We start from the raw sequence: 25,638 nt of genomic DNA, 5'->3' as shown, positions 1-25,638 counted from the left end.
CACAACGGCACGCGCGATTGCCCTGTTCAAAGCGCGCGGCGTTGCGTCATACTTCCTGCACAATGCGACATGGCCGGGGCGATGCCGCCCGGCCCGCGATGATCGGTCAGATACAAGCGCGGGGGAGTCTGTGAGCGTACCCGAGGGCAAACCGTCCGACCTTTTGTCATCCTACAATCCTGGCCTGTACTTCGACGAATTGTTCGGAGCCATGGATTTGCCGGCCGAACATACGGCGCTGATCCGCCAGAGGCTGGCCGCGCTCGACTTCGATGAACTGCGCCGCCGCGCGCAGGATGCGGAGCGGGAGCTTTACAATCTCGGCATCACCTTCATCGTCTATTCCGACAAGGACGCCGTCGACCGCATCCTGCCGTTCGACATCATCCCGCGGGTGATCTCCGCACCGGAATGGAAGCATCTGGAGGCGGGCGTCACGCAGCGAGTCGCCGCGCTGAACCTGTTCCTGCACGACATCTATCACGACCAGAAGATCCTGAAGGACGGGGTGATCCCGCGGGATCTGGTCGAGGGGAACCACAATTTCCGTCCGCAGATGATCGGGCTGGACGTTCCCTTCAACACCTACATCCACATCATGGGCACCGATCTGGTGCGCGACCGCCATGGCACCTTCCGCGTGCTGGAGGACAACGGCCGCGTTCCGTCCGGCGTCTCCTATGTCGTGGAGAACCGCCACATGATGCAGCGGGTCTTCCCCGACCTGATGCAGGACATCGGCATCCGCCCGGTGGACAATTACGGCCACAAGCTGCTCGACGCCATGGTGGAGATTGCGCCGGTCGACGATCCGCAGGTGGTCCTGCTGTCGCCGGGCACCTACAACTCGGCCTATTTCGAGCACATCTTCCTGGCGCGCGAGATGGGCGTGCCGCTGGTGGAGGGGCGCGATCTGGTGGTGGACAACGACCGCGTCTTCATGAAGACGACCAACGGTCTGGCTCCGGTCCATTCGATCTACCGCCGGCTGGACGACGCCTTCCTCGATCCCAAGGCCTTCAACCCGGACAGTCTGCTGGGCGTGCCCGGCATCCTGGAGGCCTACCGCAAGGGCAATGTCGCGCTGGCGAATGCCATCGGCACCGGCGTGGCCGACGACAAGGCGGTCTACTGCTATGTGCCGCGGATGATCAAATACTACCTGGACCAGGACCCGATCATCCCCAACGTCGACACCCGCATCTGCCGCGAGGCCGACGCCCTGCAATACACGCTCGACAATCTGGCCGATCTGGTGGTGAAGCCGGTGGGCGAGGCCGGCGGCTACGGCATCACCATCGGCCCGCGCGCCAGCAAGGCCGAGCTGGAGGATTGCCGGGCCAAGCTGCTGGCCGATCCGTCCAACTACATCAGCCAGCCGGTCGTCGACCTGTCGGTCTGCCCGACCGTCTGCGACGACGCCATCGAGCCGCGCCACGTCGATCTGCGCCCCTTCGCCATCACCGGCAAGAGCACCTGGGTCCTGCCCGGCGGCCTGTCGCGCGTGGCGCTGAAGAAGGGCACGCTGATCGTCAACTCGTCCCAGGGCGGCGGCTCCAAGGACACCTGGGTTCTGGAAGGTGGTGCGGCATGAACCTGCTGTCCCGTTACGCCGAGTGCATTTTCTGGATGGCCCGCTACATGGAACGGGCCGAGAATCTGGCCCGCATCCTGGACGTGCACGAAACCTTCGCGCGCGACACCCGCGGGGCCACCAACTGGTTCTCCATCGTCCAACTGAATGCCGACGAGAAGGACTTCTTCAGCCGCCATGACCGCCCGACGGCGGAAGCGGTGATCCACTACTACATGTTCGACCCGCAGAACCGGAATTCGCTGCTGTCGATGCTGCGGATGGCGCGGGAGAACGCGCGGACGCTGCGCCCCTGGATCTCGACGGAGATGTGGACGCAGATCAACGTGTTCCACAACAAGCTGCTGGAGATGTCGGTAAAGGACGTGGCGGCGCAGAACCTGTCCAAGGTCTGCACCTGGATCAAGGAGGAATGCCAGACCCACACCGGCATCACCGAGGGCACCTTCTACCGCGACCAGGGCTGGTACTTCTACCAGATGGGCAAGTATATCGAGCGGGCGGACCAGACCACGCGCCTGCTCGACATCAAGTACCACACGCTTCTGCCGTCGCCGCTCGATGTCGGGTCCACGCTCGACGTCAGCCAATGGACGACGGTGCTGCGCTGCACCGCCGGCTATCACGCCTTCCGCCGCGTCTATCCCCGCGGCATGTCGCCGACCACGGTCGCCGGCTTCATGCTGTTCAACGAGGGGTTCCCGCGTTCCGTCGTGATGTGCGTGCGGCAGATCGACGGGGTGCTGACCCGGATTCGCTCACGCTACGACCTGCGCGGCGGGTCGGCGGCGATGGAGCGGGTGGACGAGCTGCTGGCCGCGCTGCTGTCCCGGCCGATCGATGCCGTGCTGCGTGACGGCCTGCACGAGTATCTCGATTGGATACAGCTGCAGCTGAGCGTTGTGACCACGGAGATCGCGCAAGCCTTCTTCGGCGTACAGCCTCCTCTGGCAGTTCAGAGCCAGTCGCAGTAAGCTCGGGTCCGGCGGAGGGGGATCGCGCTCCTCCGCCTCCTCTTCACTGTCGTGGTGGTTGTCGGTCAGAATGTCGGTCATCCAGCCGCCGCAGCGTCCATTGCAGCAATTCTTCCGGTCGGGGCCGATGCCCTGCCCCTATCTGCCCGGACGTGTGGAACGCAAGCTGTTCACCCGCCTGATCGGTCCCTTCGCGACCGAGGTGAACTCGACCCTGTCGCGCGCCGGCTTCCGCCGCAGCCACGACATCGTCTATCGGCCGGTCTGCCCCAACTGCCAGGCCTGCGTTCCGGTGCGCGTGCCGGTGGCGGAGTTCGTGCCGACCCGGTCGCAGCGGCGGGTGCTGAAGCTGAACGAAGGGGTGACGCTGGCGGAACGCCCGGCCTACGCCACGTCGGAGCAGTACCGGCTGTTCGCGCTCTACCAGAACTCCCGCCACGGCGATTCGGACATGGCCCGCATGGCGATGGGCGATTTCGCCGCCATGGTGGACGAGGGCAGGGCGGACACCAACCTGCTGGAGGCGCGCGACGAGCGCGGCCAGTTGGTCGGCTGCATGCTGACCGACCGGCTGTCAGACGGCTATTCGGCGGTCTACAGCTTCTACGACGCCGCGCAGGATCGCCGCAGCCTGGGAACCTTCATGATCCTGGGTCTGATCGAACGGGCGCGGCTGGCCGGCATGCCCTATGTCTATCTCGGTTACTGGATAGCCCACAGCCGCAAGATGGCCTACAAGGCGAAGTTCCATCCGCTGGAATGCCTGGGCGAGGACGGCTGGCGCCCCGCCAGAATCGCCGAACGGGACGCCGAATAGAAGCACCGCCGGCGTCTGTGCGGCCGGCGATGCTTTGTTCGGCGTTCAGGCGGGATCCGGGTGACGTGTCCGCTTAGGCGGCCTTGATGTCGCTCAGGAACTTCTCGACATCCCGTCGCATCAACTCCGCCTGCTTGGACAGTTCGCCGGCGGCGCCCAGCACCTGACCGGCGGCATTTCCGGCCTCGCCTGCGGCTTGAGTGACCTGGACGATGCTGCCCGTCACCTCCTGCGTGCCGGCGGCGGCCTGCTGGACGTTGCGGGAAATCTCGTTGGTCGCCGCGCTCTGCTCCTCGATCGCGGCGGCGATGCCGGTGGTGATGTCGTTGATGGTGCCGATGGTGCCGCCGATGCCGGTGATCGCGGACACCACACTCTGGGTCGTCTGTTGGATGGCACCGATCTGGCTGGCGATTTCGTCCGTGGCCTTGGCGGTCTGTCCGGCGAGGCTCTTGACCTCGCTGGCGACCACCGCGAAGCCCTTGCCGGCCTCTCCCGCCCGTGCCGCTTCGATGGTGGCGTTCAGAGCCAGCAGGTTGGTCTGGCTGGCGATGGAGTTGATGAGTTCGACCACCGCCCCGATCCGCTGGGCGGCGTCGGCGAGGCTGCGCACCGCGTCGCTGGTCTGCGCCGCCTCCGCCACCGCCTTGCCGGCGATGTCGGCGGAGCGGGCGATCTGGCTGCCGATCTCGCGGATGGAACTGGCCATCTCCTCCGTCGCTGTGGCGACCGTCTGGACGTTGGCGCTGGTCTGTTCGGCGGCGGACGCCACGACGGTGGCCTGACTGCTGGTCTGCTGCGCCATCGCCGACATGGCGTGCGCGGTGGCGTCCAGTTCCGATGCGGCCGACGCCACGGTGCGCAGGGCTGCGCTCGACGAGGTCTCGAAGGAGGCCAGCAGTCGCTCGACCGCCGCGGTGCGCCGTGCCTTGGTCTGCTGTTCGACGGCCTCGGCCGCGGCGAGGCGGTCGGCCTCGATCAGACCGTCCTTGAAGACCTGGACCGCACGGGCCATGGCCCCCAACTCGTCCTTCCGCTCGGTTCCATCGACGGCAACCGAAAGTTCCCGGTTCGCCAGACGCCCCATGGTCATGGTCAGGTTCTGGATCGGCTTGACGACAGTGGACAGCATCGAAACGGCGATGCCGATGCACAGCACGGCAACCAATCCGGAGAAAGCAGTGATAAGAAGTTTGCTGTTTTCATACAGGTCCTGTCCTTTGTCGGCGGCCTTGGCGCCCTCGCGCGTATTGAAGTCAATCAGCTTTTGTAGAAGGCCTTTCGCCGTCCTATACTGCTCTCTCGCTTGGCCACGAAAAATGGTCGCGGCCTCTTCAGTCTGATTCTTGCGAGAGAGAGGAAGAAGGACAGTTTTGCTGGTCTTTTGATAGCTGTTCCATGCTGATTTGAAAGCCTGGTAGGTATCGGTCTCGTATCCAGGCGTCAGCATGGCGGCGTAAGCCTTATCGGCCTCTTCGAAGGATTTGAGGATTTCCACCATGGTTTGTTCTTCGACGCGCATTTCTTCATCTGAAGTCGAGATGATGTGCGCGCCCTCGATGATGCGATAATAATCGAAGAGCGTGTAAAGATGGGCGACTGCGCCCACGGACGGAAGCCAATTGTTTCTGATGTCGAGAGACTTATCGTTCATCGACGACATCTGCAGGATGGAGAAGCCTCCAAATGCGATGAACATGATTACGACCGCTGTAAAGGAAGCGATCGACTTCATCCGAACCGTCATGTTCGATAGCCACGCCATTCCCCGTCTCCTGCAAAAGGCATCGGTGCTGATTGGTTAAGGCCTTCAATCTGGCCGACTGCCTATCGTCGCGTCTCATTAGACGTCTTTGATACGGCCACTGACCGCAAGGGCAAGGAACGTGCCATCGCGCGCCTGATTGTGAAATTACAGGAAAGGCAGGGGCTTGGCCGGTGACGATCGGTTTGTCGCTCGATGCGCAACCTATGGCACCCGACTTGTGGCGTGGCGAGTTGACGCAGATGGTGCGAATTGCAAAGCATTCCGCAGCACGCGTCTACGGGATTCTACGTAGCTCCAACGTAGCCCTTGCCGCTGGGGGACGGGAAAAGGATAGTCCCGTCCAATCCTATCTTTTGGTATACCCTCGAACCGAGAGAGGGTTGCTACCTGTCGCGCGTGCGCGGCTGCAACAAAAGCAAAAGGGGACGGCCAAAGCCGCGCCCCCGCAACAGGGAGGTTTCTCCTTTGAGAGGTCTGCTCAGACTAAGCGGGCTGATCGATGCCATGAACGAAGGCATCGGCAAGCTCGCCTACTGGCTCGTGCTGGTCGCGGTTGCGGTCAGCTCCGTCAACGCGGTGGTTCGCTATGGGCTGAACACCAGCTCCAACGCGTGGCTGGAACTGCAATGGTATCTGTTCTCGGCTGTGTTCCTGCTGTGCGCCGGCTACACCTTCCTGCGCAACGAACACATCCGCATCGACATCGTGCTGGGCCGCTTTTCCAAGCGGGTACAGGCCTGGGTCGACGTTTTGGGAATCATCTTCTTCATGTTCCCGATGACGCTCCTCATCATGGTGCTGTCCTGGCCGATGTTCATGGACAGCTTCGTCACCAACGAAATGTCGAGCGACGCCGGCGGCCTGATCCGCTGGCCCGTGAAGCTTCTGGTCCCGGTCGGTTTCTTCCTGCTCACCGCGCAGGGTGTCTCGGAACTGATCAAGCGCATCGCATTTCTCACCGGCCATCGCAATGAGCCGGGCGAGAAGATGCACAGCCATTCCTAAGGACCGGGAGCGCCCCTGATGGTCGAGTTCGTAACCGCCAACATGGCGCCGCTGATGTTCGGCGCGCTGGTGTTCTTCCTGTTGATGGGTTTCCCGGTGGCCTTCGCGCTGGCCGCGAACGGTCTGGTGTTCGGTCTGATCGGCATCGAGCTGGGGCTGCTGACCCCGGCGCTGATGCAGGCGCTGCCGGAACGCGTGTTCGGCATCATGCGCAACGACACGCTCCTGGCCATTCCCTTCTTCACCTTCATGGGCCTGATCCTGGAACGGTCCGGCATGGCCGAGGATCTGCTCGATACCATCGGGCAGCTGTTCGGACCGATCCGCGGCGGTCTGGCCTATGCGGTGATCTTCGTCGGCGCGCTCCTGGCGGCGACGACCGGCGTGGTCGCCGCCTCGGTCATCTCCATGGGCCTGATATCGCTGCCGATCATGCTGCGCTACGGCTATGACCGCCGCATCGCCACCGGCGTCATCGCCGCATCGGGCACGCTGGCGCAGATCATCCCGCCGTCGCTGGTGCTGATCGTCCTGGCCGACCAGCTCGGCCGCTCGGTCGGCGACATGTATGCCGGTGCGTTGATCCCCGGCCTCGTGCTGACCGGCCTCTACACCGGCTATATCATCCTGACCAGCATCATCCGCCCGTCGGCGGTGCCGGCATTGCCGCCGGAGGCCCGCACGCTGCGCGGCTGGAAGCTGCTGCTCCGCGTCATCACCTCGCTGGTGCCGCCGCTGGTGCTGATCTTCCTGGTTCTGGGCACCATCTTCATCGGCATCGCCACCCCGACGGAGGGTGGTGCGATGGGCGCGGCCGGCGCCATCCTGCTGGCGCTCGCCAAGCGGCAGCTGAGCTGGAGCCTGATGCGTCAGGCGATGGACTCCACTGCCAAGTTGTCGTCCTTCGTGGTGTTCATCCTGATCGGCTCGACCGTGTTCGGTCTGGTGTTCCGTGCGGTGAACGGCGACCTGTGGGTCGAACATCTGCTGACCGGGCTGCCGGGCGGACAGGTGGGCTTCCTGATCGTCTGCAACATCCTGGTCTTCGTCCTGGCCTTCTTCCTCGATTTCTTCGAGCTGGCCTTCATCATCGTCCCGCTGCTGGGGCCGGTGGCGGACAAGCTGGGCATTGACCTGATCTGGTTCGGCGTGCTGCTGGGCGTCAACATGCAGACCAGCTTCATGCACCCGCCCTTCGGCTTCGCGCTGTTCTTCCTGCGGTCGGTGGCGCCGAAGACCGACTACATCGACAAGATAACCGGACAGAAGATCGCGAAGATCACCACCGGTCAGATCTATTGGGGTGCGGTTCCGTTCGTCGTTATCCAGATCATCATGGTGATCATCGTCATCTCCTTCCCGCAGCTGGTCGATGCCGGCCGCGACAAGGGACCGAAGATCAACCTGGACGACGTGAAGATCGAAATTCCGGCCTTCGACAACCAGGAAGTCGCTCCGCCCTTCGGTGCGCCGGCGCAGCCGGAGTCGAACCCGAACGACGACATCATGAAGCAACTGCAGGGCAAGTGACGGCAATCGTCGCCAAGCCTGGACCAAGCAAATGGGGCCGGTTCATCCGGCCCCTTTCTTGTTGATGCGAATTTTAACGGGAAAGGGTCAGCGCGACTTGGTGGCACCGGCCCAGTTGGTCGGCGCCGTTCCGGTGATGGGGAGCCCCCCACTGCTGCCGAGCGAAACCATGCGGTCGCTTCCGGCGATGGGCGGCAGGGCGGCGAAATCCTCCGCCGTCATGCCGGTCAGGATCACGGCCTGACGGTTGCGGGCGTAGCGCAGATTGTCGCTGGAAACCATCACCTTGTGCTCGTTGGGGTAGCGCGGGGCACCGACGGTGACGATCGCCTGTTCGACCCGGTTGCTCGGCGCGATCACGAGATCGCTGACATTGCCGAGGATGCGGCGGCCGTCGGGCGTCTGCACGGTCAAACCGACCAGTTCCACTGGCGGTTTGGTCGCCACCTCCGCCGATGGGACGCCGCCCATGTCGGAACTGGCGCAGGCGCCCAATGCCAGAACCGGCAAGGCCAGAACCGGCAGGATAGCCAGAGCCGACAGGCTGGGGAGTGGCATGCGCAGGGAAAGGCGGCGGTGATCCATCGGTCTTGGCCCTCTTGCTGACGGCACGGAAATGTCCGCCCCTAAAACAGCACGAGCGTGGCCGGAGGTCCCTCGCGCCGACGGGGTGACCCCATCGCCCACGAAAGACCTCCATCCGGACAGGTCAGGTGAAGATGAAATCGTGGCCGGCGCTGAGCCCGATCTGGTCCACCGTCAGCGACGAGCCATCGGTGAAGGTGAAGACCGAGGTCGAGCCGCTGCTGGTCATGCCCATCTCCCACGCGGCGTAGCCATGGAATTCGATCTGGTCGACACCCTTTTCGAAGTAGTTGATGGTGTCCTGTCCAAAGCCGCCGGGCGCCTGCTCCATCAGGAAGCGGTCGACCTGCCCGTCGGTGTAGCTGACCATCAGGTCGTTGCCGGTGCCCGGCTGGAAAAGGTCGGCGCCGCCGTCGCGGTAGCTGTCATACAGCGTGTCGTTGCCGGCGCCGCCGATCATGGTGTCGTCGCCGCGCATCCCCTTGACGATGTCGTCGCCAGTGCCGCCGTTCAGCCAGTCATTGCCCTCGCCGCCGAACAGCTGGTCGTTGCCGGCATCGCCCCACATCGAATCGTTGCCAGCCTCGTTGCCGCCATAGGGATCGCCGAGCCAATCGTTGCCGTCGCCGCCATGGAACTGGTCGTTGCCCAGCCCGCCGATCAGCGAGTCATTGCCGCGTTCGCCATACAGCAGGTCGTTACCGCCGGCGCCGTTGACGCGGTCGTCGCCATCCAGACCGTCAAGCCGGTCGTCATAGGCGGTGCCGGTCATGGCGTCGTTGTTCGAAGTCCCCCAGAACTGGCGCATGGCGTCTCTCCATCAGTGCCGTTAACGTGCTGTTAACGATTAACCAGATGTTAACCATGGGGCCGGGGCGGTCGAAAAGCGATAAAGGGGCAGTACAAACGGGACAGGGAGAGATGACACAGATAACTGAAACTTGATTGGATTTATGATCTTCAATGTTTCTTTATTCGACGTATTTGTGATCGAAAGCGGGATCTTTCTGTGATGGAACGGGGACTTTGCTCCTCCTATGGGCAGGTCCGGGCCGGCGGAAGGGCACAGGGGCGCCGGCCGAAGGCGATGCGCGGTCGGGGAGGGCGGTAGGCCACAGGCAAAAGCACTGTCGGAACGGATCATCCGAAAGAGGTTCGGCGGCGCAAATGCGCTTTCCGCTGTCCACGATTGCGGATCCAGGGGAATGGACAAAAAATAACCGGGCGCCCAAAGGAGCGCCCGGTGCAGTCATATACAGGGAGGGTTAGAGACAAGAAGGTGTGTATACCCTTTGGCGGGGGTGCCGCTTTGATGTGGATCAAGAAATCCGGCAGCGGCGCCGAACCGCGTCCCCATCCTCCTCCCGCTCAGCCGTGGCTGTGCGAATGCCCGCCATAGAGAATAGACGGATCGGTTTCGACCTCCTGGATCGTCTCCAGCGTTCCGTCCCGCCAAGCCCGATAGAAGCAGCTGCGCCGGCCGGTGTGGCAGGCGACGCCGTCCTGTTCGACAATCAGCAGCAGGGTGTCGCCGTCGCAATCCACCCGGAAATCCTTCAGCCGCTGCACCTGTCCGGACGTCTCGCCCTTGCGCCACAGCCCGCCGCGCGACCGCGACCAATAGCAGACGCGGCCGGTGGACAAGGTCTCCACCACCGCATCGCGGTTCATCCAGGCCATCATCAGGATTTCGCCGCTGCCCTCGGCCTGGGCGATCGCCGGCACCAGACCGTCGGCGGTGAAGCGGATGGCGGCCAGCACCTCTTCAAAGGGGCCAACATCGATCGACGGCGTGTCCGTCATGGCAAATCACTCCTTCACAGGCCCAGCGCTCAGAGGGCGGCGGCCATCCGGCGGAAGCCGGCCTCGAGATCGCGGATCAGGTCGTCGGGGCTTTCCAGGCCGGCATGCAGGCGCAGGACCTGCCCCGGATCGGTCCAGCGGGTGGCGGAGCGCACCGCGGCCGGCCGCGTCGGCAGGATCAGGCTTTCGAACCCGCCCCAGCTGTAGCCCATGCCGAACAGTTCCATGCCGTCCAGCATCGCCGCCAGCGCCTTACGCGGCACCTGGTTGATGATGATGGAGAACAGGCCGCTCGATCCGGTGAAGTCGCGCTTCCACAGTTCGTGGCCGGGGAAGTCGGGGCGGGCGGGGTGCAGCACCCACGTCACCTCCGGCCGGGCGGCCAGCCAGTCGGCGAGCGCCAGCGCGCTTTCCTGATGCTGGCGCATCCGCACCGACAGGGTGCGCAGGCCGCGCAGGCCGAGATAGAGGTCGTCCGGCCCGCCGCAGACGCCGAAACGGGTGGCGGTCTTCTTCACGGCGGTCCAGCTTTCCTCGTCCCGGCAGGTGATCACGCCCAGCATCGCGTCGGCATGGCCGACCATATATTTGGTCGCGGCATGGATCGACAGGTCGACGCCATGGTCGAACGGGCGGAAGAACAGCGGAGTCGCCCAGGTGTTGTCGATCATCACCGTGGCGCCGACCTTTTTGGCCGCCGCGGCGATGGCCGGCACGTCCTGCACCTCGAAGGTCAGGGAGCCGGGCGATTCGAGAAAGACGACGCTGGTGTTCGGCCGCAGCAGCGCCGAGATGCCGGCGCCGATGCAGGGATCATAGAACTCGACCTCCACGCCGTAGGGCGCCAGCGTCTCCTTGGCGAAGCGGCGGGTGGGACCATAGGCGCTGTCGGTGATCAGCACATGGTCGCCCGCCTTGGTGAAGGCCGACAGCGCGATGGCGATGGCGGCAAGGCCGGAACCGGTGTTCACCGCGCGATAGCCGCCCTCCAGCGCCGCCGCCGCCTCTTCGAAGGCGAAGGTGGTGGGGGTGCCCATGCGCCCGTAATGCACGCCTTCCAGCGTGTTGCGGTCGCTTTCCTCCAGCGCGTCCAGCGTCGGGAACAGCACGGTCGAACAGTGATAGACCGGCGGATTGACGATGCCGTGGTTGTTCCGCGGATCGCGGCCGGCATGAACGAGAATCGTATCCTGCGTGACGTCCTTCATCGACTGTCCGTTTGGCTGGTGCGGCGATCCGGTGCGGCGGAGCCGAACATTGTATCATCCCGAATGCCCCGCGACCGTCGCCGATTGCGCCGAAGGGCCGTCAGCGGGCGGTATAGTCTGGTATCACCACAAATGCACGGATGATTCGACAAGCGGGATCAAGTTGATACACTCTTGTCCCACGCGCATGGCTGCGTCGCGATCCCCACAGGGGCGGTCCGTCGGGACGACCCGAACGGTCCCCGGGGGTCACATGGCCGGCGTGGCCGGCGCGTCGTCAGACCGCTCAAATGCGAAGAACGCAAGAACAGGGTGGAGTTTATAATTATGAAGTCAGGGCTTCTCGCCGCCGCCGCGGCGGCTGTGGTCATTACCGCCAGCGCCGCCGCCGGTGCTGCCACGCTCGATACCGTCAAGCAGCGCGGCTTCGTCCAGTGCGGCGTCAACGCCGGCCTGCCGGGCTTCGGCAATCCCGACAGCGCCGGCAACTGGACCGGCCTCGACGTCGATTACTGCCGTGCCGTCGCCGTCGCCATCTTCAACGACCCGAACAAGGTCAAGTTCACCCCGCTGTCGGCGCAGCAGCGCTTCCCGGCCATCCAGTCGGGCGAGGTCGATCTGCTGTCGCGCAACACCACCGCCACGCTGACCCGCGACACCTCGGTCGGCCTGAACTTCGCCCCCGTCACCTATTATGACGGCCAGGGCTTCATGGTTCCGAAGAAGCTGGGCGTGAAGAGCGCCAAGGAACTGAACGGCGCCACCGTCTGCGTCCAGTCCGGCACCACCACCGAACTGAACCTGGCCGACTATTTCCGCGCCAACAACATGACCTACAACCCGGTCGTCATCGAGTCGAACGACGAGGTGAACGCCGCCTACTTCGCCGGCCGCTGCGACGTGCTGACGACCGACGTGTCCGGTCTGGCCGGCACCCGCGCCGGTGTCGCGCCGGTTCCGGAAGACCATGTCATCCTGCCGGAAGTCATCTCCAAGGAGCCGCTGGCCCCGGCCGTGCGCCATGGCGACGACCAGTGGTTCGACATCGTGAAGTGGACGGTGTTCGCCACCATCCAGGCGGAAGAGTTCGGCATCAACTCCAAGAACATCGACGAGTTCGCCAATTCCAAGAACCCGGACATCCAGCGCTTCCTCGGCACCTCGCCGGGCATGGGCAAGGCTCTGGGCCTGGACGAGAAGTGGGCCTACAACACCGTGAAGAAGGTCGGCAACTACGGCGAGATCTTCGACCGCAACGTCGGCCCGGGCACCCCGCTGAAGCTGGAGCGCGGCCTGAACGCGCTGTGGACCAAGGGCGGCCTGATGTACGCGCAGCCGTTCCGGTAAGGCAGACCACCGTTTGAAGGCCGCCCGTCGGGAACCTTGCCGGGGGCGGCCTTCCGGTAGAAGGAGCGGTCGCGAAGGGCGTCAGCGAAACGCCCGCGCATCTGGCCGCATTGGGAGACATGTCGCATCCCCTACGGTGTGGGAAATGCCCGGAAAAACGTCCGGGACCGCGTGGGCACCGTATGGGGCGCGATGGTTGGGGGAGAGTAGTCCGTGGCGACCGAGACCCGGACCACCCAAGGCGCTCCGCCGCCGGGTGGCGTATCCATTTCCCTCAGCGACCCGACGTTCCGTGCCATCGTCTACCAGATCCTGGTGGTGGGCGCGGTCGTTCTGGTCGGCTGGTTCCTTATTTCCAACACGCTCGACAACCTCGCGCGGCGCTCGATCGCGACCGGCTACGATTTCCTGGGGCGTGAAGCGGCCTTCGGCATCGGCGAGTCGATGATCGACTATTCGCCGAAGGACTCCTATGGCCGGGCCTTCCTGGTCGGCGTGCTGAACACGTTGAAGGTGTCGGTCATCGGTATCCTCCTGGCGACGATCATCGGCACGGTGATCGGCGTCGCCCGGCTGTCCAGCAACTGGCTGATCGCCAAGCTAGCCTCGACCTATGTCGAGATCATCCGCAACATCCCGCCGCTGCTGCAGCTGTTCTTCTGGTACGCGCTGGTGTCGGACGGACTGCCGGCCGTGCGCCAGGCGCTGAACCCGATTCCGGGCGTGTTCCTGTCGCAGCGCGGTCTGCGCGTGCCGGTTCTGGAACCCCATCCGGTCTGGGCCAACATGGGCATCGCCCTGCTGGTGGGCATCGTCGCCGCCTGGGGCGTGTCGCGCTGGGCCCGGGCACGGCAGGCGCGGACCGGGCAGCCGTTCCCCGCGGGCTGGGCCGGGCTCGGCCTGATCATCGGCCTGCCGATCCTGACCTGGATCGCCGGCGGGGCGCCGATGGCATTGGACATGCCGAAGCTGGCCGGCTTCAACTTCTCCGGCGGCGCCTCGATCTCTCCGGAATTCTTTGCCATCCTGACCGGCCTGACGCTCTACACCGCGGCCTTCATCGCCGAGGTGGTGCGCAGCGGCATCAAGGCGGTCAACTGGGGCCAGACCGAGGCGGCGCGCGCGCTCGGCCTGCCGAGCGGTCCGACGCTTCGTCTGGTGGTCCTGCCGCAGGCGTTGCGGGTGATCGTGCCGCCGCTGACCAGCCAATATCTGAACCTGATGAAGAACAGCTCGCTGGCTCTGGCCATCGGCTATCCCGATCTGGTGTCCATCGCCAACACGACCCTGAACCAGACCGGTCAGGCGATCGAGGGCGTGACGATGATCATGGGCACCTATCTGGTCATCAGCCTCAGCATCTCGATCTTCATGAACTGGTACAACAAGCGCATCGCGCTGGTGGAGCGGTAACGGCCATGACCGACAACGTGCAAAGCGTCGGCCTGCCGGACGAGCGTCCGCCGGCCAACACCGTCGGCCCCATTGCGTGGCTGCGGAGCAACCTGTTCAACAGCTGGTACAACGCCATCCTGACCATTCTGGTCCTGGCGCTGCTGGTTTCGGCGATCCCGCCCTTCGTCGGATGGCTGCTGGTCAACGCGCATGGCTTCGATTCGACCTCCACGGTCTGCCGGCAGGATGCCGGCGGCGCCTGCTGGGGCTTCATCGGCGAGAAGCTGCGCTTCATCATGTTCGGGATGTTCCCGTGGGATGAGCAGTGGCGTCCGCTTCTGACCATCTGCGTCTTCATCGCGCTGCTGGTCGCCAGCTGCGACCGCCGCTTCTGGAAGCCGTGGTTCGGGCTGGTCTGGGCCGCCGGGCTGACGCTGGTGGCGATCCTGATGTGGGGCGGCGTCTTCGGCCTGACCTATGTCGAGAACACGCTGTGGGGCGGCCTGCCGCTGACCATCATCCTGTCGGTGATCGGTCTGGCCGTGGCCTTCCCGGTGTCGATCCTGCTGGCGCTGGGCCGGCGGTCGGACATGCCGGCGGTGAAGGTGCTGTGCGTCACCTACATCGAGCTGATCCGCGGCGTGCCGCTGATCAGCCTGCTGTTCATGGCGTCGGTGATGCTGCCGCTGTTCCTGCCGAACGGCGTTTCCGTCGACAAGCTGTTGCGCGCGCAGATCGCCTTCATCATGTTCGCCGCCGCCTATATGGCGGAAGCGATCCGCGGCGGCCTGCAGGCGATCCCGAAGGGGCAGTATGAGGCGGCCGATGGGCTGGGGCTCAGCTATTGGCAGAAGATGCGCAAGATCATCCTGCCGCAGGCGCTGGCCATCGCCATCCCGCCGCTGGTGAACACCTTCATCAGCTTCTTCAAGGACACCTCGCTCGTCATCATCATCGGCCTGTACGACCTGCTCGGCACCGCGAAGGCCGCGCTGTCCGACCCGTCCTGGCGCGGTTTCTACCGCGAGGCCTATCTGTTCATCGGCGTGATCTATTGGATCTTCTGCTTCAGCATGTCGAAATACAGCCAGAAGCTCGAACGCGATCTCAATCGCGGCCATCGCCGCTAGATCAACGCCGTCAAGGGAGAAGCAAGACCCATGTCCCAGGCCATGTCCCAGGGCACCAAGCCGAAGCATACCCTCAGCGGCGAGGAGATCATCCGCTGCACGGGCGTCAACAAATGGTACGGCGAGTTCCACGTCCTGAAGAACATCAACCTCAACGTCCAGAAGGGCGAGCGTATCGTCGTCTGCGGCCCGTCGGGGTCGGGCAAATCGACGATGATCCGCTGCCTGAACCGGCTTGAGGAGCATCAGAAGGGCACGATCGTCATCGACGGAATCGAGCTGACCAACAACCTGAAGAACATCGAGCTTGTCCGCCGCGAAGTCGGCATGGTGTTCCAGCACTTCAACCTGTTCCCGCATCTGACGGTGCTGGAGAACTGCACGCTCGCCCCGATCTGGGTCCGCAAGATGCCGAAGGCGGAAGCGGAAGAGCGGGCGATGAGCTACCTGACGCGGGTGCGCATCGCCGAGCAGGCCAGGAAGTATCCCGGCCAGCTGTCCGGCGGCCAGCAGCAGCGCGTCGCCATCGCGCGGTCGCTGTGCATGAGCCCGAAGGTGATGCTGTTCGACGAGCCGACGTCCGCGCTGGACCCCGAAATGGTCAAGGAGGTGCTGGATGTCATGATCGGGCTGGCCGAGGACGGCATGACCATGCTGTGCGTGACGCACGAGATGGGCTTCGCCAAGTCGGTCGCCGACCGCGTCATCTTCATGGACCGCGGCGAGATCGTGGAGCAGGACACGCCGGACGAGTTCTTTTCCAACCCGAAGTCGGACCGCACACGCCTCTTCCTCAGCCAAATTCTAAACCACTGATCCGGGCAGCAGGCCGGCGGTTCCGTCCGGCCTGCTATTTGGAAATAAAACACCTCGATTTGCGGTGCGCGACGCAATGTCCTGTGGCGTCGCGCACCGGTTTGCGGTTCAATCGGTCGCCTGACGTGCTGTTCGACCGATCCGCTTACGGAGACCGAGGTTATGGACCTGCTCAGCCCCCGTCCCAGCGTTGGCCAGATCAAGCCGTACCGTCCCGCTCGCCCGCCTCGCGACGGCCGCCGGTGGATCGACCTGTCGCTCACCCACAATCCGCTCGGACCCAGCCCGCTGGCGCTGGACGCCTATTGCGAGGCGGCCACACGCATCCATTGCTATCCCGATTGGGACCAGGAACCGCTGCGCCACGCCATCGCGCGCCGTCATTCAATCGATGCCGACCGAATCGTCTGCACCGCCGGGTCGGAGGAACTGATCCATCTGGTCGCACAGGCCTTCGCCGGCCCCGGTGACGAGGTTCTGTGCCACGAGCGGGGCTATCGCGGTTTTCTCAAGGCGATCCGCGCCTCCGGCGCCACCGCGGTGGTCGCGGCCGAGCGCGACATGGTGGTGGATGTGGAGGCGATGATCGACCGCGCCAGCGAGCGCACGAAGATCTGCTTCCTCGCCAACCCCAACAACCCGACCGGCACCTACATTCCGGCGGAGGCGGTGCAGCGCCTGCGCGCCGGCCTGCCGTCGAGCACGCTGCTGGTGCTGGATTCGGCCTATGCCGACTATTGCCGGCTGCCGGATTACAGCGACGGTACGGAGATCGTCGAGAATTCCGACAACGTCATGCTGATCCGCACATTCTCCAAGATGCACGGGCTGGCTGGCTTGCGGGTCGGCTGGGGCTATGGTCCCGCCACGGTGATCGAGGCGGTGAACGCCATCCGCGGCACCTTCAACGTCTCGCTTCCCGCCCAGGTGACCGCCGCCGCCGCGCTCAGCGACGCGGAGCATGAGGAGGCGACCTTCGCCCACAATGCGCGGTGGCTGCCCTGGCTGTCGCGCGAGTTGGAGCGGGTGGGGCTGCGCGTTTATCCCAGCGTCTGCAATTTCGTGCTGGCCCGCGTGCCGACAGATCCGTCGCTGGGCACCCAGGCGGTCATCGACCATCTCGCCCGCCGCGGCATCCTGGTGAAGCCGGTGACCGAGTACGGCTTGTCCGACTGCCTGCGCATCACCGTTGGCCGCGAGGAGGAGAACAAGGCGCTGGTGGTGGCGCTGGCGGAGATTCTCGGCTGAGTGGGCCGACCAACCGCTGCGACGGAACGACGCGAACGGATCGCAGAGATTTTCGCCTCTTTTGATGCAGATCAACGAACGGACTATGCGCTTCCGGATAAGGTCCTTCTTGTCTCTAACCCTCCCTGTATCACTGAGCCGGAGCATCCGCATGGATGTCTCCGGCTTTTCTTTTCAGGCGGGAGGGTGACGGAAAATGCCTGTCCGTTGACATGCATCAAGGCGGGATGGGGGATGTGGGCGTAGACCTATGACTGTCTCTAACCCTCCCTGTTTCACAGGAGGCTCCGGTTCCGGTGCCTCCTGTTTTTTTGTCCGGGTTCCAGACAGCGACGCCTATGAGGGCGGGCGCGAGCGCCAGCGCAGCACCAGCCCGATCACCGACAGCGGCACCACGATGACGGCACCGATCAGGATGTAGGGCAGTGCCCAGCGGCCGGCGTCGATCATCAATGCGACGATGTCCTGCACCGTCTGCCAGCTGTTCGTCAGGATGCTGGCCGGATCGATGCGCAGGAACGACAGCACGAAGCCGACGACGAAGCACAACACCAGCGTCCGAATGATCCAACCCACCAAGGCTTCACCTCACGCTCGTCACGGCGGAGCGTGCGCTCCGCCTGAAGCAACGCGCCGCCCCGCGACCGGGTTCCGGCGCCGTCAAACCTCCTCCCGCTCGACCGATAACGCGCGCGGCAGCTTGAAGACGATGTTCTCCGTCGCCGTGCGCAGTTCCTCCACCGTCACGTCGAAACGGGCGCGGGCGGCCTCGATGACTTCCTCGACCAGCACTTCCGGCGCCGACGCGCCGGCGGTGATGCCGAGGCGGGCGACGCCGGCCAGCGCGCTCCAATCAATATCGGCGGCGCGCTGGACCAGCTGGGCGGCCGGACAGCCATGGGTCTTCGCCACCTCCACCAGCCGCTTGGAGTTGGAGGAGTTCGGCGCCCCCAGCACCAGCAGCGCATCCACCTTCGGGGCGATGGCCTTCACCGCTGCCTGACGGTTGGTGGTGGCGTAGCAGATGTCTTCCTTCTTCGGCCCGGCGATGGCGGGGAAGCGGGCCTGCAGCGCCGCAAGGATCTCCGTCGTCTCATCGACCGAGAGGGTGGTCTGGGTGGCGTAGGCGAGGTTTTCCGGGTCGGTCACCTCAAGCGTCGCCACGTCGGCCACCGTCTCCACCAGCACCACGGCGCCGTCGGGCAGCTGGCCCATGGTGCCGATCACCTCCGGGTGGCCGGCATGGCCGATCAGGACGATCTGCTTGCCGTCCTCGAAATGCCGTTCGGCCTCGCGGTGGACCTTGCTGACCAGCGGGCAGGTGGCGTCGAGATAGAACAGCCCGCGCGCCTCGGCCGCCTGCGGCACCGATTTCGGCACGCCATGGGCTGAGAAGACCACCGGGCGGCCGTCCGGCACCTCGGTCAGCTCGTCGACGAAGACGGCGCCCTTGGCTTCCAGGCTTTCGACCACGAAGCGGTTGTGAACGATCTCATGCCGGACATAGACCGGAGCCCCGAAGCGGTCGAGCGCCGTCTCGACGATCTGGATCGCCCGGTCCACCCCGGCGCAGAAACCGCGCGGCGCCGCCAGCAGGATCGTCAAGGGCCGGGTGGCCTGGGGAGAGGTCGTGGTCATATGCGCTGTACCGCCCTTGCGTGGAGTGGGTCGCCCTTAGGTGGTCCTGCGCCAGACGGTCACAAGGGATAGAACCGCCGCGCGGTCTTGTGCCGGTCAAGCTGGGACACTAAAGTCGCGGTCCAACAGCCCGTCAACCGATCAGGCCGAACCGATGGACCGCCGCGACCGTAATATAGGAACCCCCGCCCGGAAAAGCCTGCTGGCGTCCCTCTTTGGGATGGGCCGCCCTGCGCTGCTCGCGGCCGGGGCCGTGCTGGTGCTTTCCGGCTGCTCCGGCATGGGGATGGGACCGACGAATCCGTCGGAGGCGGCACTGGCCTGCCCGAAGGTCAACATCGTCCGCGACCTGCAGGAAGTGACGGTCTTCCGTCCCGGCGGCAAGGATCTGACCGATCTGGAGTCGCGCGCCGCCCTGGTCGATTTCACCGGCAGCTGCGACTACACCAGCAGCGGCGTCACTGTGAACGTGAACGTCTATCTGGTGGCCGAGCGCGGTCCGGCGCTTCAGGGCAACACCGCCAAATACCAGTATTTCGTAGCATTGGCCCAGCCGGACGACACGCTGGTGTCGAAGGCCTATTTCGACACAGACGTGACCTTCGTCCCCGGTCAGCCGCGCGCCGGCACCCGCGAGGAACTGACGCCGAAGATCCCGCTGCCCAAGGACGCCAACGCCAAGGACTGGAAGATCTATCTCGGCTTCCAGCTGACGCCGGAGCAGCTGAACTTCAACCGGACGCAGATGAAGAAGTAAGCGTTTTCGGGTTTCCAGTTGATTGATCGCTTGAAAGGAGCGCCCACACAGAATGTGGGCGCTCCTTCAACTTTGCGAGTTCAAGGCAGAGAGATTACGCCAGTCGGCTTGCGGTGAAGAAGGTTGCCGTCGGCGTGCCATCGAGAATGCCATCGGTGATAATGGTATTGAGCACCTTCATCTCCACGTAATCCGTCGTCCCGTTCATGTAGGTCACCGAAGTCGTGGCGGCATAGGTCGGGGTGGACATGGGGGTGAGGGATCGGCACAGGGCGATATTGGCGTCGTTGAGGTAGAGCCCCGCGTAAATCGACCCGTTGGCGCCGCAGTTCATCATCACCTGTGCGTGAAGCAGATAGTAGCCGGCGATGGAAGGCTGGAAGCGGGAGGTCGTGTTGTTGAAAGCGTTGCCGATATTGATGTCGGCCGTGGTCAGCAGGACCTTGGCCCAACTGTTGTTGGTGATACCGTTCTGGCCGACGTTGTTGCGGTGAGCCCGGACAACGACGGAGTTCTGCGTCGGGGCCGTAAGGTCGATGAAGGATCGCTCATCCACGATCGCATCGTTGGTGATCGCGTCGGTCGTCGGCAGCAACATCACGCGGGCCACCGGCAGCTTGCCGGCCGGAATCGCCGGCGGGGTCAGGCTGTTAGCGGTGCCGGTGACGATGGACGCGGCGCCGGTACTGCGGTCCACCACCACGCGGTCGATGCGGAAGCCACTGGCCGGCGGCGCGAAGGTCCCGACGGACTGGGCGTTCACCTCGGTCAGGGTGGTGCCGTTCAAAAGGTTGCCAGGGTCGAGCGCCAGGGTCAGATTCGGGACGACCTGCGCATGGGGCGCGAAGTTGCCGACGATGCGCTGGGAAACCGCCCAGTTGGCCGCGGACTGTGACAGGTCGGACGGGTTGAAGGCCTGAACGGTCATTGCGCGCTCTCCACTCTGTCGATTGGGATTGGTCCCGCGATGGACGACGGCTGGCCAGCTCGGGTGACGCGGTAAGTAGGTTTGTATACCTAATGCGTGCGCCGAAAAGGAAAATTTCCAAATGAACGATGTTTCAACGACTTAGCCGTGACGGTGCCCAGAGCGCTGATTGACAAACTTGTATAATCGCGACACTGTGCCGCCATCACGCCGATGATCCCTCGCGGGAGAGATCGCTTGTGGGCTTGTCGTGAATCGACAGGTTCGCGGGCGGCGCCGAAGGAGCAACCGCCCCCGGAAACTCTCAGGCAAAAGGACCGCAAGGGGATAAGGCAACTCTGGAAAGCAGCCTCGGCGCCCAGTCGCCGCGACTCACCGAAGGAGTAAACCGGGTGCCCGGCTCGACCGGACGGCGGTGAATCTCTCAGGTCCAAGACAGAGGGGGCAGCTTCCTGCGCCGATCCCGGCGCGGGCGCTAGAACCCTGTCGGAGGACCCGCGTGACCGAGGCCGCAACCGCTCTCAAGACCACCCCGCTGCACGCGCTCCATGTCGAGCTTGGCGCCCGCATGGTGCCTTTCGCCGGCTATGACATGCCGGTGCAGTATCCGCTGGGCATCCTGAAGGAGCACCAGCACACCCGCGAGAAGGCCGGGCTGTTCGACGTGTCCCACATGGGGCAGGTCCGCCTGACCGGCGACGATCCCGCCGCCGCCCTGGAAACGCTGGTTCCCGGCGACATCAAGGGGCTGGCGCAGGGCCGCATGCGCTACACGCTGTTCCTGAACGAGCAGGGCGGCATCCTCGACGACCTGATGGTGACCAATGCCGGCGACCACCTGTTCCTGGTGGTGAATGCCGCCTGCAAGGAGCAGGACGTCGCCCATCTGCGCGAGAAGCTGGCCGGCAAGGCCGAGGTGGAGCTGCTGGACGATCTGGCGCTGATGGCGCTCCAGGGTCCGATGGCGGCAGAGGTGATGGCCCGCTTCGTGCCGGAAGCCGCCACCATGAAGTTCATGAGCTACCTGTCCGCCACCTTCAAGGGTGTGCCGGTGATCCTGACCCGCTCCGGCTACACCGGCGAGGACGGCTACGAGATCTCCTGCGACAAGGCCGATGGCGAGATGATCGCCCGCGCGCTGCTGGCCGAGTCGGAGGTCGAGGCGATCGGGCTGGGCGCCCGCGACTCGCTGCGGCTGGAGGCCGGGCTCTGCCTCTACGGCCACGACATCGACACCACCACGACGCCGGTCGAAGGCGCGCTGGAATGGACGCTGCCGAAGCGCCGCCGCGCCGAAGGCGGTTTCCCCGGTTACGATATCATCCACCGGCAGCTGACCGAGGGCGCCACGCGCCGCCGCGTCGGCATCCAGCCGGAAGGCCGTCAGCCGGCCCGCGAGCACACGGAAATCCAGGACGCCAACGGCACCCGTATCGGCGAGATCACCAGCGGCGGCTTCGGCCCCACCGCCGGCGCGCCGGTCGCCATGGGCTATGTCGATATCGCGAACTCCGCGGTCGGCACGCCGCTGACGCTGATGGTGCGCGGCAAGCCGCTGCCCGCCCGCGTCGCCGCTACGCCCTTCGTGCCGCAGCGTTATTACCGGGGCTGACGCCTCCGCAACCCGATCACAAGCAACCGTTTGGACAGGGAATTTTTCCGATGAGCAAGAAATTCACCAAGGACCACGAGTGGGTTCAGGTCGATGGCGATGTCGCCACCGTCGGTGTCACCGACTTCGCGCAGAGCCAGCTGGGCGACGTCGTGTTCGTCGAGCTGCCCGAGGCCGGCCGCGTGCTGGAGCAGGGCAAGGAAGCCGCCGTCGTCGAATCGGTGAAGGCCGCCAGCGACGTTTACGCCCCGGTCTCCGGCACTGTCGTGGAAGCCAACCAGGCCCTTGTCGATGACCCGTCGATGGTCAACAGCGCCGCCGAGACTGATGGCTGGTTCTTCAGGATTCAGTTGAAGGACGCCTCCGAACTCGATGGTCTGATGGACGAATCGGCCTACAAGGCTTTCGTTGAGGAATCCCACTGACATGCGCTATCTGCCCCTGACCGAGGCCGACCGGCAGTCGATGCTGGAGGCCATCCGCGCAACATCGGTCGAAGACCTGTTCCGCGACGTTCCAAAGGCGGCCCGTCTGGCCGGCCCGATCGGGGGCTTGCCCAACCATATGGGCGAGCTTGAGGTCGAACGGCTGCTGGGCTCCATGGCGGCGAAGAACCTGCCGGCGGGGAGCGTTCCCAGCTTCCTCGGCGCCGGCGCCTACCGCCACCATGTGCCGGCCACCGTCGACCATTTGGTCCAGCGCGGCGAGTTCCTGACCGCCTACACCCCGTACCAGCCGGAGGTGAGCCAGGGCACGCTGCAGGTCCTGTTCGAATTCCAGACCCAGGTCGCGCTGCTGACCGGCATGGATGTGGCCAACGCCTCGATGTATGACGGCGCCACCTCCTGCGCCGAAGCGGTGATGATGGCCAACCGCGTCACCCGGCGGAAGAAGGCGATCCTGTCCGGCGGCCTGCACCCGCATTACCGCGACGTTACCACCACCGATGCCCGCTTCATCGGGTTCGAGGCGGTGGCCCTGCCGGCCGCCCCGACCGGCGGCGAGGATCTGCTGGCGCTGGTCGACGACAAGACCTCCTGCGTCGTCGTGCAGAACCCCGACGTCTTCGGCCATGTCCGCGACTACACCGATCTGGCCGCCGCCTGTCAGGCGAAGGGCGCGCTGCTGATCGTCGTGGTGACGGAGGCCCTGTCGCTCGGCCTGCTGACCCCGCCGGGCGACATGGGCGCCGACATCGTCGCGGCGGAAGGCCAGTCCTTCGGCAACGCGCTGAACTTCGGCGGCCCCTATGTCGGGCTGTTCGCGGTGAAGGACAAATATGTCCGCCAGATGCCGGGCCGCCTGTGCGGCGAGACGGTGGACGCCGACGGCCGCCGCGGCTTCGTGCTGACGCTCTCCACCCGCGAGCAGCACATCCGCCGCGAAAAGGCGACCTCGAACATCTGCACCAACTCCGGCCTGTGCGCGCTGGCCTTCTCGATCCATGTCAGCCTGCTGGGCGAGGCGGGGATCACGCAGCTGGCTCAGCTGAACCACGCCAAGGCGGTCCAGATGGCCGACAAGCTGGCAGCGGTCCCGGGTGTTCAGGTGCTGAACGACGGCTTCTTCAACGAGTTCACCGTCAAGCTGCCGAAGCCGGCCGCCGCGGTGGTCGAGGAGCTTGCCAAGCGCCGCATCCTGGGCGGCGTGCCGGTGTCGCGCCTCTATCCAGGCGAGATGGAAGACCTTCTTCTGGTCGCCGTCACCGAGACCAACACCGACGCCGACATGGACGCCTTCGCGGTCGCGCTCACTGAGGTTCTGGCATGAGCATGAACAACCAGGGCCGTCCGTCGGCCATCCCCGCGAACTCGGGCGCTTTCGACGGCGTGACCGGCACCGTCACCGGCAACCGCGGTCTGCAGATCGAAGAGCCGCTGATCTTCGAACAGGACAGCGCCGGCCGCACCGGCGTCGACCTGCCCGACGTGCCGAAGGTGGCCTCCCGCCTGGGTGCGGTGAAGCCGCGCGCCAAAGTCGGGCTCCCGGGCCTCGCCGAGCCGCAGGTGGTCCGCCACTACACACGCCTGTCGCAGAAGAACTACGCCATCGACAGCGGCTTTTATCCGCTCGGCTCCTGCACGATGAAGCACAATCCGCGCTTGAACGAGAAAATGGCGCGGCTGCCGGGCTTCTCCGACGTGCACCCGATGCAGCCGGTCAGCACGGTGCAGGGTGCGCTGGAACTGATGGACCAGCTGGCATACTGGCTTAAGACGCTGACCGGCATGGCCGCCGTGACGCTGGCCCCCGCCGCCGGCGCCCATGGCGAAATGTGCGGCATCATGGCGATCCGCGCCGCGCACGAGGCCAAGGGCGACAGCGGCCGCACCAAGATCCTGGTGCCGGAAAGCGCCCATGGCACCAACCCGGCGACTGCCGCCGCCTGCGGCTACAGCGTCGACGCCATCCCGGCGACCGCCGACGGCCGCGTCGATCTGGAGGCGCTGAAGGCCAAGCTCGGTCCCGACGTGGCCGGTCTGATGCTGACCAACCCCAACACCTGCGGCCTGTTCGAACGCGACATCATCGCCATCGCCGAGGCGGTGCATGCGGCCGGCGCCTATTTCTACTGCGACGGCGCCAACTTCAACGCCATCGTCGGTCGGGTGCGCCCGGCCGATCTCGGCATCGACGTCATGCACATCAACCTGCACAAGACCTTCTCCACGCCGCATGGCGGCGGTGGTCCGGGGTCGGGGCCGGTGGTGTTCGCGGAGTCGCTGGCGCCCTACATCCCGGTGCCCTACGTCACCCACGGCAAGGATGGGTTCGCGCTGGTGGAGAACGCCGGCGAAGGGCCGGCCTTCGGCCGCATGAAGGCCTTCCACGGCCAGATGGGCATGTTCGTCCGCGCGCTGTCCTACATGCTGAGCCACGGTGCCGACGGGCTGTGGCAGGCGTCGGGCGACGCGGTTCTGAACGCCAACTATGTCATGGCGCGGCTGGAGGACGTGATGACGGCCTCCTTCGAAGGGCCGTGCATGCACGAGTGCCTGTTCGACGACCGTTTCCTGAAGGGGACGGGGGTTACCACGCTCGACATGGCGAAGGCGCTGATCGACGAGGGCTTCCACCCGATGACCATGTATTTCCCGCTGGTCGTTCACGGTGCCCTGCTTATCGAGCCGACCGAGACGGAAAGCAAGGCCAGCCTCGACCAGTTCGTCGACGCGCTGCGTGCGCTGGCCGAGCGGGCGAAGTCGGGCGACGTGGCTTACTTCCAGGCCGCTCCGCGTCTGACGCCGCGTCGTCGCCTGGACGAAACCGCTGCGGCCCGCAAGCCGGTCCTGCGCTGGACCCCGCCGGTGGTGGCGGAGGCTGTGGCGGCGGAGTAAGAAGTCGCGGGGGGTGCCCCCTCCCTAACCCTCCCCCGCTCTCGCGGGAGAGGGGACTGCCGCCGCTGCGGCGGTTAGATCACGCTGACAACGCTCCTACCCCCTCTCCCGCAGAACGCGGGGAGGGATGGAGAGGGGGCAGCGG

The 25,638-nt window shown here is 65.1% G+C and carries 23 protein-coding genes and 1 riboswitch; of the genes, 15 read left to right on the top strand and 8 right to left on the bottom strand.

Going from position 1 to position 25,638, the window contains the following annotated elements; genetic code table 11:
* Positions 1 to 211: 211 nt before the first annotated feature.
* The 3 genes from B9N97_RS20135 (at position 212) to B9N97_RS20125 (ending at position 3,385) form a co-directional block, all read left to right on the top strand.
* Positions 212 to 1,594 carry a circularly permuted type 2 ATP-grasp protein gene (locus tag B9N97_RS20135; protein WP_244560803.1) on the top strand — a complete coding sequence of 461 codons (1,383 nt, stop codon included), beginning with the start codon at positions 212 to 214 and terminating at the stop codon, positions 1,592 to 1,594.
* On the top strand, positions 1,591 to 2,568 hold the full coding sequence (locus B9N97_RS20130; protein ID WP_085089526.1) for an alpha-E domain-containing protein: 978 nt from the start codon (positions 1,591 to 1,593) through the stop codon (positions 2,566 to 2,568). The genes B9N97_RS20135 and B9N97_RS20130 overlap by 4 nt, the downstream gene beginning before the upstream one ends.
* A 70-nt stretch (positions 2,569 to 2,638) precedes the next feature.
* Positions 2,639 to 3,385, top strand: coding sequence for an arginyltransferase (locus tag B9N97_RS20125; RefSeq protein WP_085090674.1), 747 nt, complete (start codon positions 2,639 to 2,641; stop codon positions 3,383 to 3,385).
* A 73-nt stretch (positions 3,386 to 3,458) separates the two neighbouring features.
* On the opposite strand, the gene B9N97_RS20120 is transcribed toward B9N97_RS20125, so the two are convergent.
* Positions 3,459 to 5,150: a methyl-accepting chemotaxis protein gene (locus B9N97_RS20120; RefSeq protein WP_085089525.1), complete on the bottom strand. Its 1,692-nt coding sequence runs from the start codon at positions 5,148 to 5,150 to the stop codon at positions 3,459 to 3,461.
* A gap of 507 nt (positions 5,151 to 5,657) precedes the next feature.
* On the opposite strand from B9N97_RS20120, the gene B9N97_RS20115 reads away from it, so the two are divergent.
* Positions 5,658 to 6,158, top strand: a complete 501-nt coding sequence (locus tag B9N97_RS20115; protein ID WP_244560802.1) for a TRAP transporter small permease subunit — start codon at positions 5,658 to 5,660, stop codon at positions 6,156 to 6,158.
* Between the two features lie 18 nt (positions 6,159 to 6,176).
* On the top strand, positions 6,177 to 7,688 hold the full coding sequence (locus B9N97_RS20110) for a TRAP transporter large permease (RefSeq protein WP_085089523.1): 1,512 nt from the start codon (positions 6,177 to 6,179) through the stop codon (positions 7,686 to 7,688).
* A gap of 87 nt (positions 7,689 to 7,775) precedes the next feature.
* Here B9N97_RS20110 and B9N97_RS20105 read toward each other — a convergent pair whose 3' ends face one another.
* From B9N97_RS20105 to metC, 4 genes are all read right to left on the bottom strand, one after another.
* The gene (locus B9N97_RS20105) at positions 7,776 to 8,273 is read right to left on the bottom strand and encodes a PRC-barrel domain-containing protein (protein ID WP_085089522.1); all 498 of its coding nucleotides are present in this window, start codon (positions 8,271 to 8,273) and stop codon (positions 7,776 to 7,778) included.
* A gap of 124 nt (positions 8,274 to 8,397) precedes the next feature.
* Positions 8,398 to 9,081, bottom strand: a complete 684-nt coding sequence (locus B9N97_RS20100; RefSeq protein ID WP_085089521.1) for a calcium-binding protein — start codon at positions 9,079 to 9,081, stop codon at positions 8,398 to 8,400.
* Positions 9,082 to 9,641: 560 nt separating this feature from the next.
* The gene (gene hisI, locus B9N97_RS20095; protein WP_085089520.1) at positions 9,642 to 10,076 is read right to left on the bottom strand and encodes a phosphoribosyl-AMP cyclohydrolase; all 435 of its coding nucleotides are present in this window, start codon (positions 10,074 to 10,076) and stop codon (positions 9,642 to 9,644) included.
* 29 nt (positions 10,077 to 10,105) lie between these two features.
* A complete protein-coding gene (gene metC / locus B9N97_RS20090) occupies positions 10,106 to 11,284 on the bottom strand; it encodes a cystathionine beta-lyase (RefSeq protein ID WP_085089519.1) in 1,179 nt (392 codons plus the stop codon).
* Positions 11,285 to 11,611: 327 nt separating this feature from the next.
* Here metC and B9N97_RS20085 point away from each other — a divergent pair, with 327 nt between their 5' ends.
* The 5 genes from B9N97_RS20085 to B9N97_RS20065 all read left to right on the top strand — a co-directional run bounded on the left by B9N97_RS20085 (position 11,612) and on the right by B9N97_RS20065 (position 17,220).
* Complete coding sequence (locus tag B9N97_RS20085) at positions 11,612 to 12,631, top strand: amino acid ABC transporter substrate-binding protein (RefSeq protein WP_085089518.1); 1,020 nt, start codon at positions 11,612 to 11,614, stop codon at positions 12,629 to 12,631.
* A gap of 213 nt (positions 12,632 to 12,844) precedes the next feature.
* On the top strand, positions 12,845 to 14,044 hold the full coding sequence (locus tag B9N97_RS20080) for an amino acid ABC transporter permease (RefSeq protein WP_085089517.1): 1,200 nt from the start codon (positions 12,845 to 12,847) through the stop codon (positions 14,042 to 14,044).
* A gap of 5 nt (positions 14,045 to 14,049) precedes the next feature.
* On the top strand, positions 14,050 to 15,156 hold the full coding sequence (locus tag B9N97_RS20075) for an amino acid ABC transporter permease (protein WP_085089516.1): 1,107 nt from the start codon (positions 14,050 to 14,052) through the stop codon (positions 15,154 to 15,156).
* Between the two features lie 30 nt (positions 15,157 to 15,186).
* Positions 15,187 to 15,972: an amino acid ABC transporter ATP-binding protein gene (locus tag B9N97_RS20070; protein WP_085089515.1), complete on the top strand. Its 786-nt coding sequence runs from the start codon at positions 15,187 to 15,189 to the stop codon at positions 15,970 to 15,972.
* A gap of 162 nt (positions 15,973 to 16,134) precedes the next feature.
* Positions 16,135 to 17,220: a pyridoxal phosphate-dependent aminotransferase gene (locus B9N97_RS20065; RefSeq protein WP_085089514.1), complete on the top strand. Its 1,086-nt coding sequence runs from the start codon at positions 16,135 to 16,137 to the stop codon at positions 17,218 to 17,220.
* Between the two features lie 336 nt (positions 17,221 to 17,556).
* Here B9N97_RS20065 and B9N97_RS20060 read toward each other — a convergent pair whose 3' ends face one another.
* Both B9N97_RS20060 and ispH read right to left on the bottom strand, forming a co-directional pair.
* Positions 17,557 to 17,796, bottom strand: a complete 240-nt coding sequence (locus B9N97_RS20060) for a hypothetical protein (RefSeq protein WP_244560801.1) — start codon at positions 17,794 to 17,796, stop codon at positions 17,557 to 17,559.
* A gap of 84 nt (positions 17,797 to 17,880) precedes the next feature.
* Positions 17,881 to 18,858 (bottom strand): 4-hydroxy-3-methylbut-2-enyl diphosphate reductase, encoded by a 978-nt coding sequence (gene ispH, locus B9N97_RS20055; protein ID WP_085089512.1) that lies wholly within the window; start codon positions 18,856 to 18,858, stop codon positions 17,881 to 17,883.
* A gap of 220 nt (positions 18,859 to 19,078) precedes the next feature.
* On the opposite strand from ispH, the gene B9N97_RS20050 reads away from it, so the two are divergent.
* Entirely contained in the window at positions 19,079 to 19,615 is a 537-nt protein-coding gene (locus B9N97_RS20050) for a lipoprotein (protein ID WP_085089511.1), read from the top strand.
* Between the two features lie 94 nt (positions 19,616 to 19,709).
* On the opposite strand, the gene B9N97_RS20045 is transcribed toward B9N97_RS20050, so the two are convergent.
* Positions 19,710 to 20,543, bottom strand: a complete 834-nt coding sequence (locus B9N97_RS20045) for a hypothetical protein (protein ID WP_085089510.1) — start codon at positions 20,541 to 20,543, stop codon at positions 19,710 to 19,712.
* Positions 20,544 to 20,757: 214 nt separating this feature from the next.
* Positions 20,758 to 20,873: riboswitch (glycine riboswitch) on the top strand.
* Positions 20,874 to 21,042: 169 nt separating this feature from the next.
* On the opposite strand from B9N97_RS20045, the gene gcvT reads away from it, so the two are divergent.
* From gcvT to gcvPB, 4 genes are read left to right on the top strand one after another with little or no spacing between them, the layout of a single operon-like run.
* Complete coding sequence (gene gcvT / locus B9N97_RS20040; protein ID WP_085089509.1) at positions 21,043 to 22,155, top strand: glycine cleavage system aminomethyltransferase GcvT; 1,113 nt, start codon at positions 21,043 to 21,045, stop codon at positions 22,153 to 22,155.
* Between the two features lie 50 nt (positions 22,156 to 22,205).
* On the top strand, positions 22,206 to 22,580 hold the full coding sequence (gcvH, locus tag B9N97_RS20035; protein WP_085089508.1) for a glycine cleavage system protein GcvH: 375 nt from the start codon (positions 22,206 to 22,208) through the stop codon (positions 22,578 to 22,580).
* 1 nt (position 22,581) lies between these two features.
* The gene (gene gcvPA, locus B9N97_RS20030) at positions 22,582 to 23,925 is read left to right on the top strand and encodes an aminomethyl-transferring glycine dehydrogenase subunit GcvPA (RefSeq protein ID WP_085089507.1); all 1,344 of its coding nucleotides are present in this window, start codon (positions 22,582 to 22,584) and stop codon (positions 23,923 to 23,925) included.
* Positions 23,922 to 25,493: an aminomethyl-transferring glycine dehydrogenase subunit GcvPB gene (gene gcvPB, locus B9N97_RS20025; RefSeq protein WP_085089506.1), complete on the top strand. Its 1,572-nt coding sequence runs from the start codon at positions 23,922 to 23,924 to the stop codon at positions 25,491 to 25,493. The genes gcvPA and gcvPB overlap by 4 nt, the downstream gene beginning before the upstream one ends.
* Positions 25,494 to 25,638 lie beyond the last annotated feature (145 nt).

Source organism: Azospirillum oryzae, from assembly GCF_900177515.1.
Taxonomy (GTDB): domain Bacteria; phylum Pseudomonadota; class Alphaproteobacteria; order Azospirillales; family Azospirillaceae; genus Azospirillum; species Azospirillum oryzae_A.
The sequence above is the reverse complement of the archived record's forward strand: the minus strand, read 5'-3'. Positions and strand labels throughout refer to the sequence as shown.

Excerpts from the sequence above, each read along its gene's own strand:
- B9N97_RS20135 (WP_244560803.1), top strand. The coding sequence starts at position 212 with ATGGATTTGCCGGCCGAACATACGGCGCTGATCCGCCAGAGGCTGGCC.
- B9N97_RS20130 (WP_085089526.1), top strand. The coding sequence starts at position 1,591 with ATGAACCTGCTGTCCCGTTACGCCGAGTGCATTTTCTGGATGGCCCGC.
- B9N97_RS20125 (WP_085090674.1), top strand. The coding sequence starts at position 2,639 with ATGTCGGTCATCCAGCCGCCGCAGCGTCCATTGCAGCAATTCTTCCGG.
- B9N97_RS20120 (WP_085089525.1), bottom strand. The coding sequence starts at position 5,150 with ATGGCGTGGCTATCGAACATGACGGTTCGGATGAAGTCGATCGCTTCC.
- B9N97_RS20115 (WP_244560802.1), top strand. The coding sequence starts at position 5,658 with ATGAACGAAGGCATCGGCAAGCTCGCCTACTGGCTCGTGCTGGTCGCG.
- B9N97_RS20110 (WP_085089523.1), top strand. The coding sequence starts at position 6,177 with ATGGTCGAGTTCGTAACCGCCAACATGGCGCCGCTGATGTTCGGCGCG.
- B9N97_RS20105 (WP_085089522.1), bottom strand. The coding sequence starts at position 8,273 with ATGGATCACCGCCGCCTTTCCCTGCGCATGCCACTCCCCAGCCTGTCG.
- B9N97_RS20100 (WP_085089521.1), bottom strand. The coding sequence starts at position 9,081 with ATGCGCCAGTTCTGGGGGACTTCGAACAACGACGCCATGACCGGCACC.
- hisI (WP_085089520.1), bottom strand. The coding sequence starts at position 10,076 with ATGACGGACACGCCGTCGATCGATGTTGGCCCCTTTGAAGAGGTGCTG.
- metC (WP_085089519.1), bottom strand. The coding sequence starts at position 11,284 with ATGAAGGACGTCACGCAGGATACGATTCTCGTTCATGCCGGCCGCGAT.
- B9N97_RS20085 (WP_085089518.1), top strand. The coding sequence starts at position 11,612 with ATGAAGTCAGGGCTTCTCGCCGCCGCCGCGGCGGCTGTGGTCATTACC.
- B9N97_RS20075 (WP_085089516.1), top strand. The coding sequence starts at position 14,050 with ATGACCGACAACGTGCAAAGCGTCGGCCTGCCGGACGAGCGTCCGCCG.
- B9N97_RS20070 (WP_085089515.1), top strand. The coding sequence starts at position 15,187 with ATGTCCCAGGCCATGTCCCAGGGCACCAAGCCGAAGCATACCCTCAGC.
- B9N97_RS20065 (WP_085089514.1), top strand. The coding sequence starts at position 16,135 with ATGGACCTGCTCAGCCCCCGTCCCAGCGTTGGCCAGATCAAGCCGTAC.
- ispH (WP_085089512.1), bottom strand. The coding sequence starts at position 18,858 with ATGACCACGACCTCTCCCCAGGCCACCCGGCCCTTGACGATCCTGCTG.
- B9N97_RS20050 (WP_085089511.1), top strand. The coding sequence starts at position 19,079 with ATGGGCCGCCCTGCGCTGCTCGCGGCCGGGGCCGTGCTGGTGCTTTCC.
- B9N97_RS20045 (WP_085089510.1), bottom strand. The coding sequence starts at position 20,543 with ATGACCGTTCAGGCCTTCAACCCGTCCGACCTGTCACAGTCCGCGGCC.
- gcvH (WP_085089508.1), top strand. The coding sequence starts at position 22,206 with ATGAGCAAGAAATTCACCAAGGACCACGAGTGGGTTCAGGTCGATGGC.
- gcvPA (WP_085089507.1), top strand. The coding sequence starts at position 22,582 with ATGCGCTATCTGCCCCTGACCGAGGCCGACCGGCAGTCGATGCTGGAG.
- gcvPB (WP_085089506.1), top strand. The coding sequence starts at position 23,922 with ATGAGCATGAACAACCAGGGCCGTCCGTCGGCCATCCCCGCGAACTCG.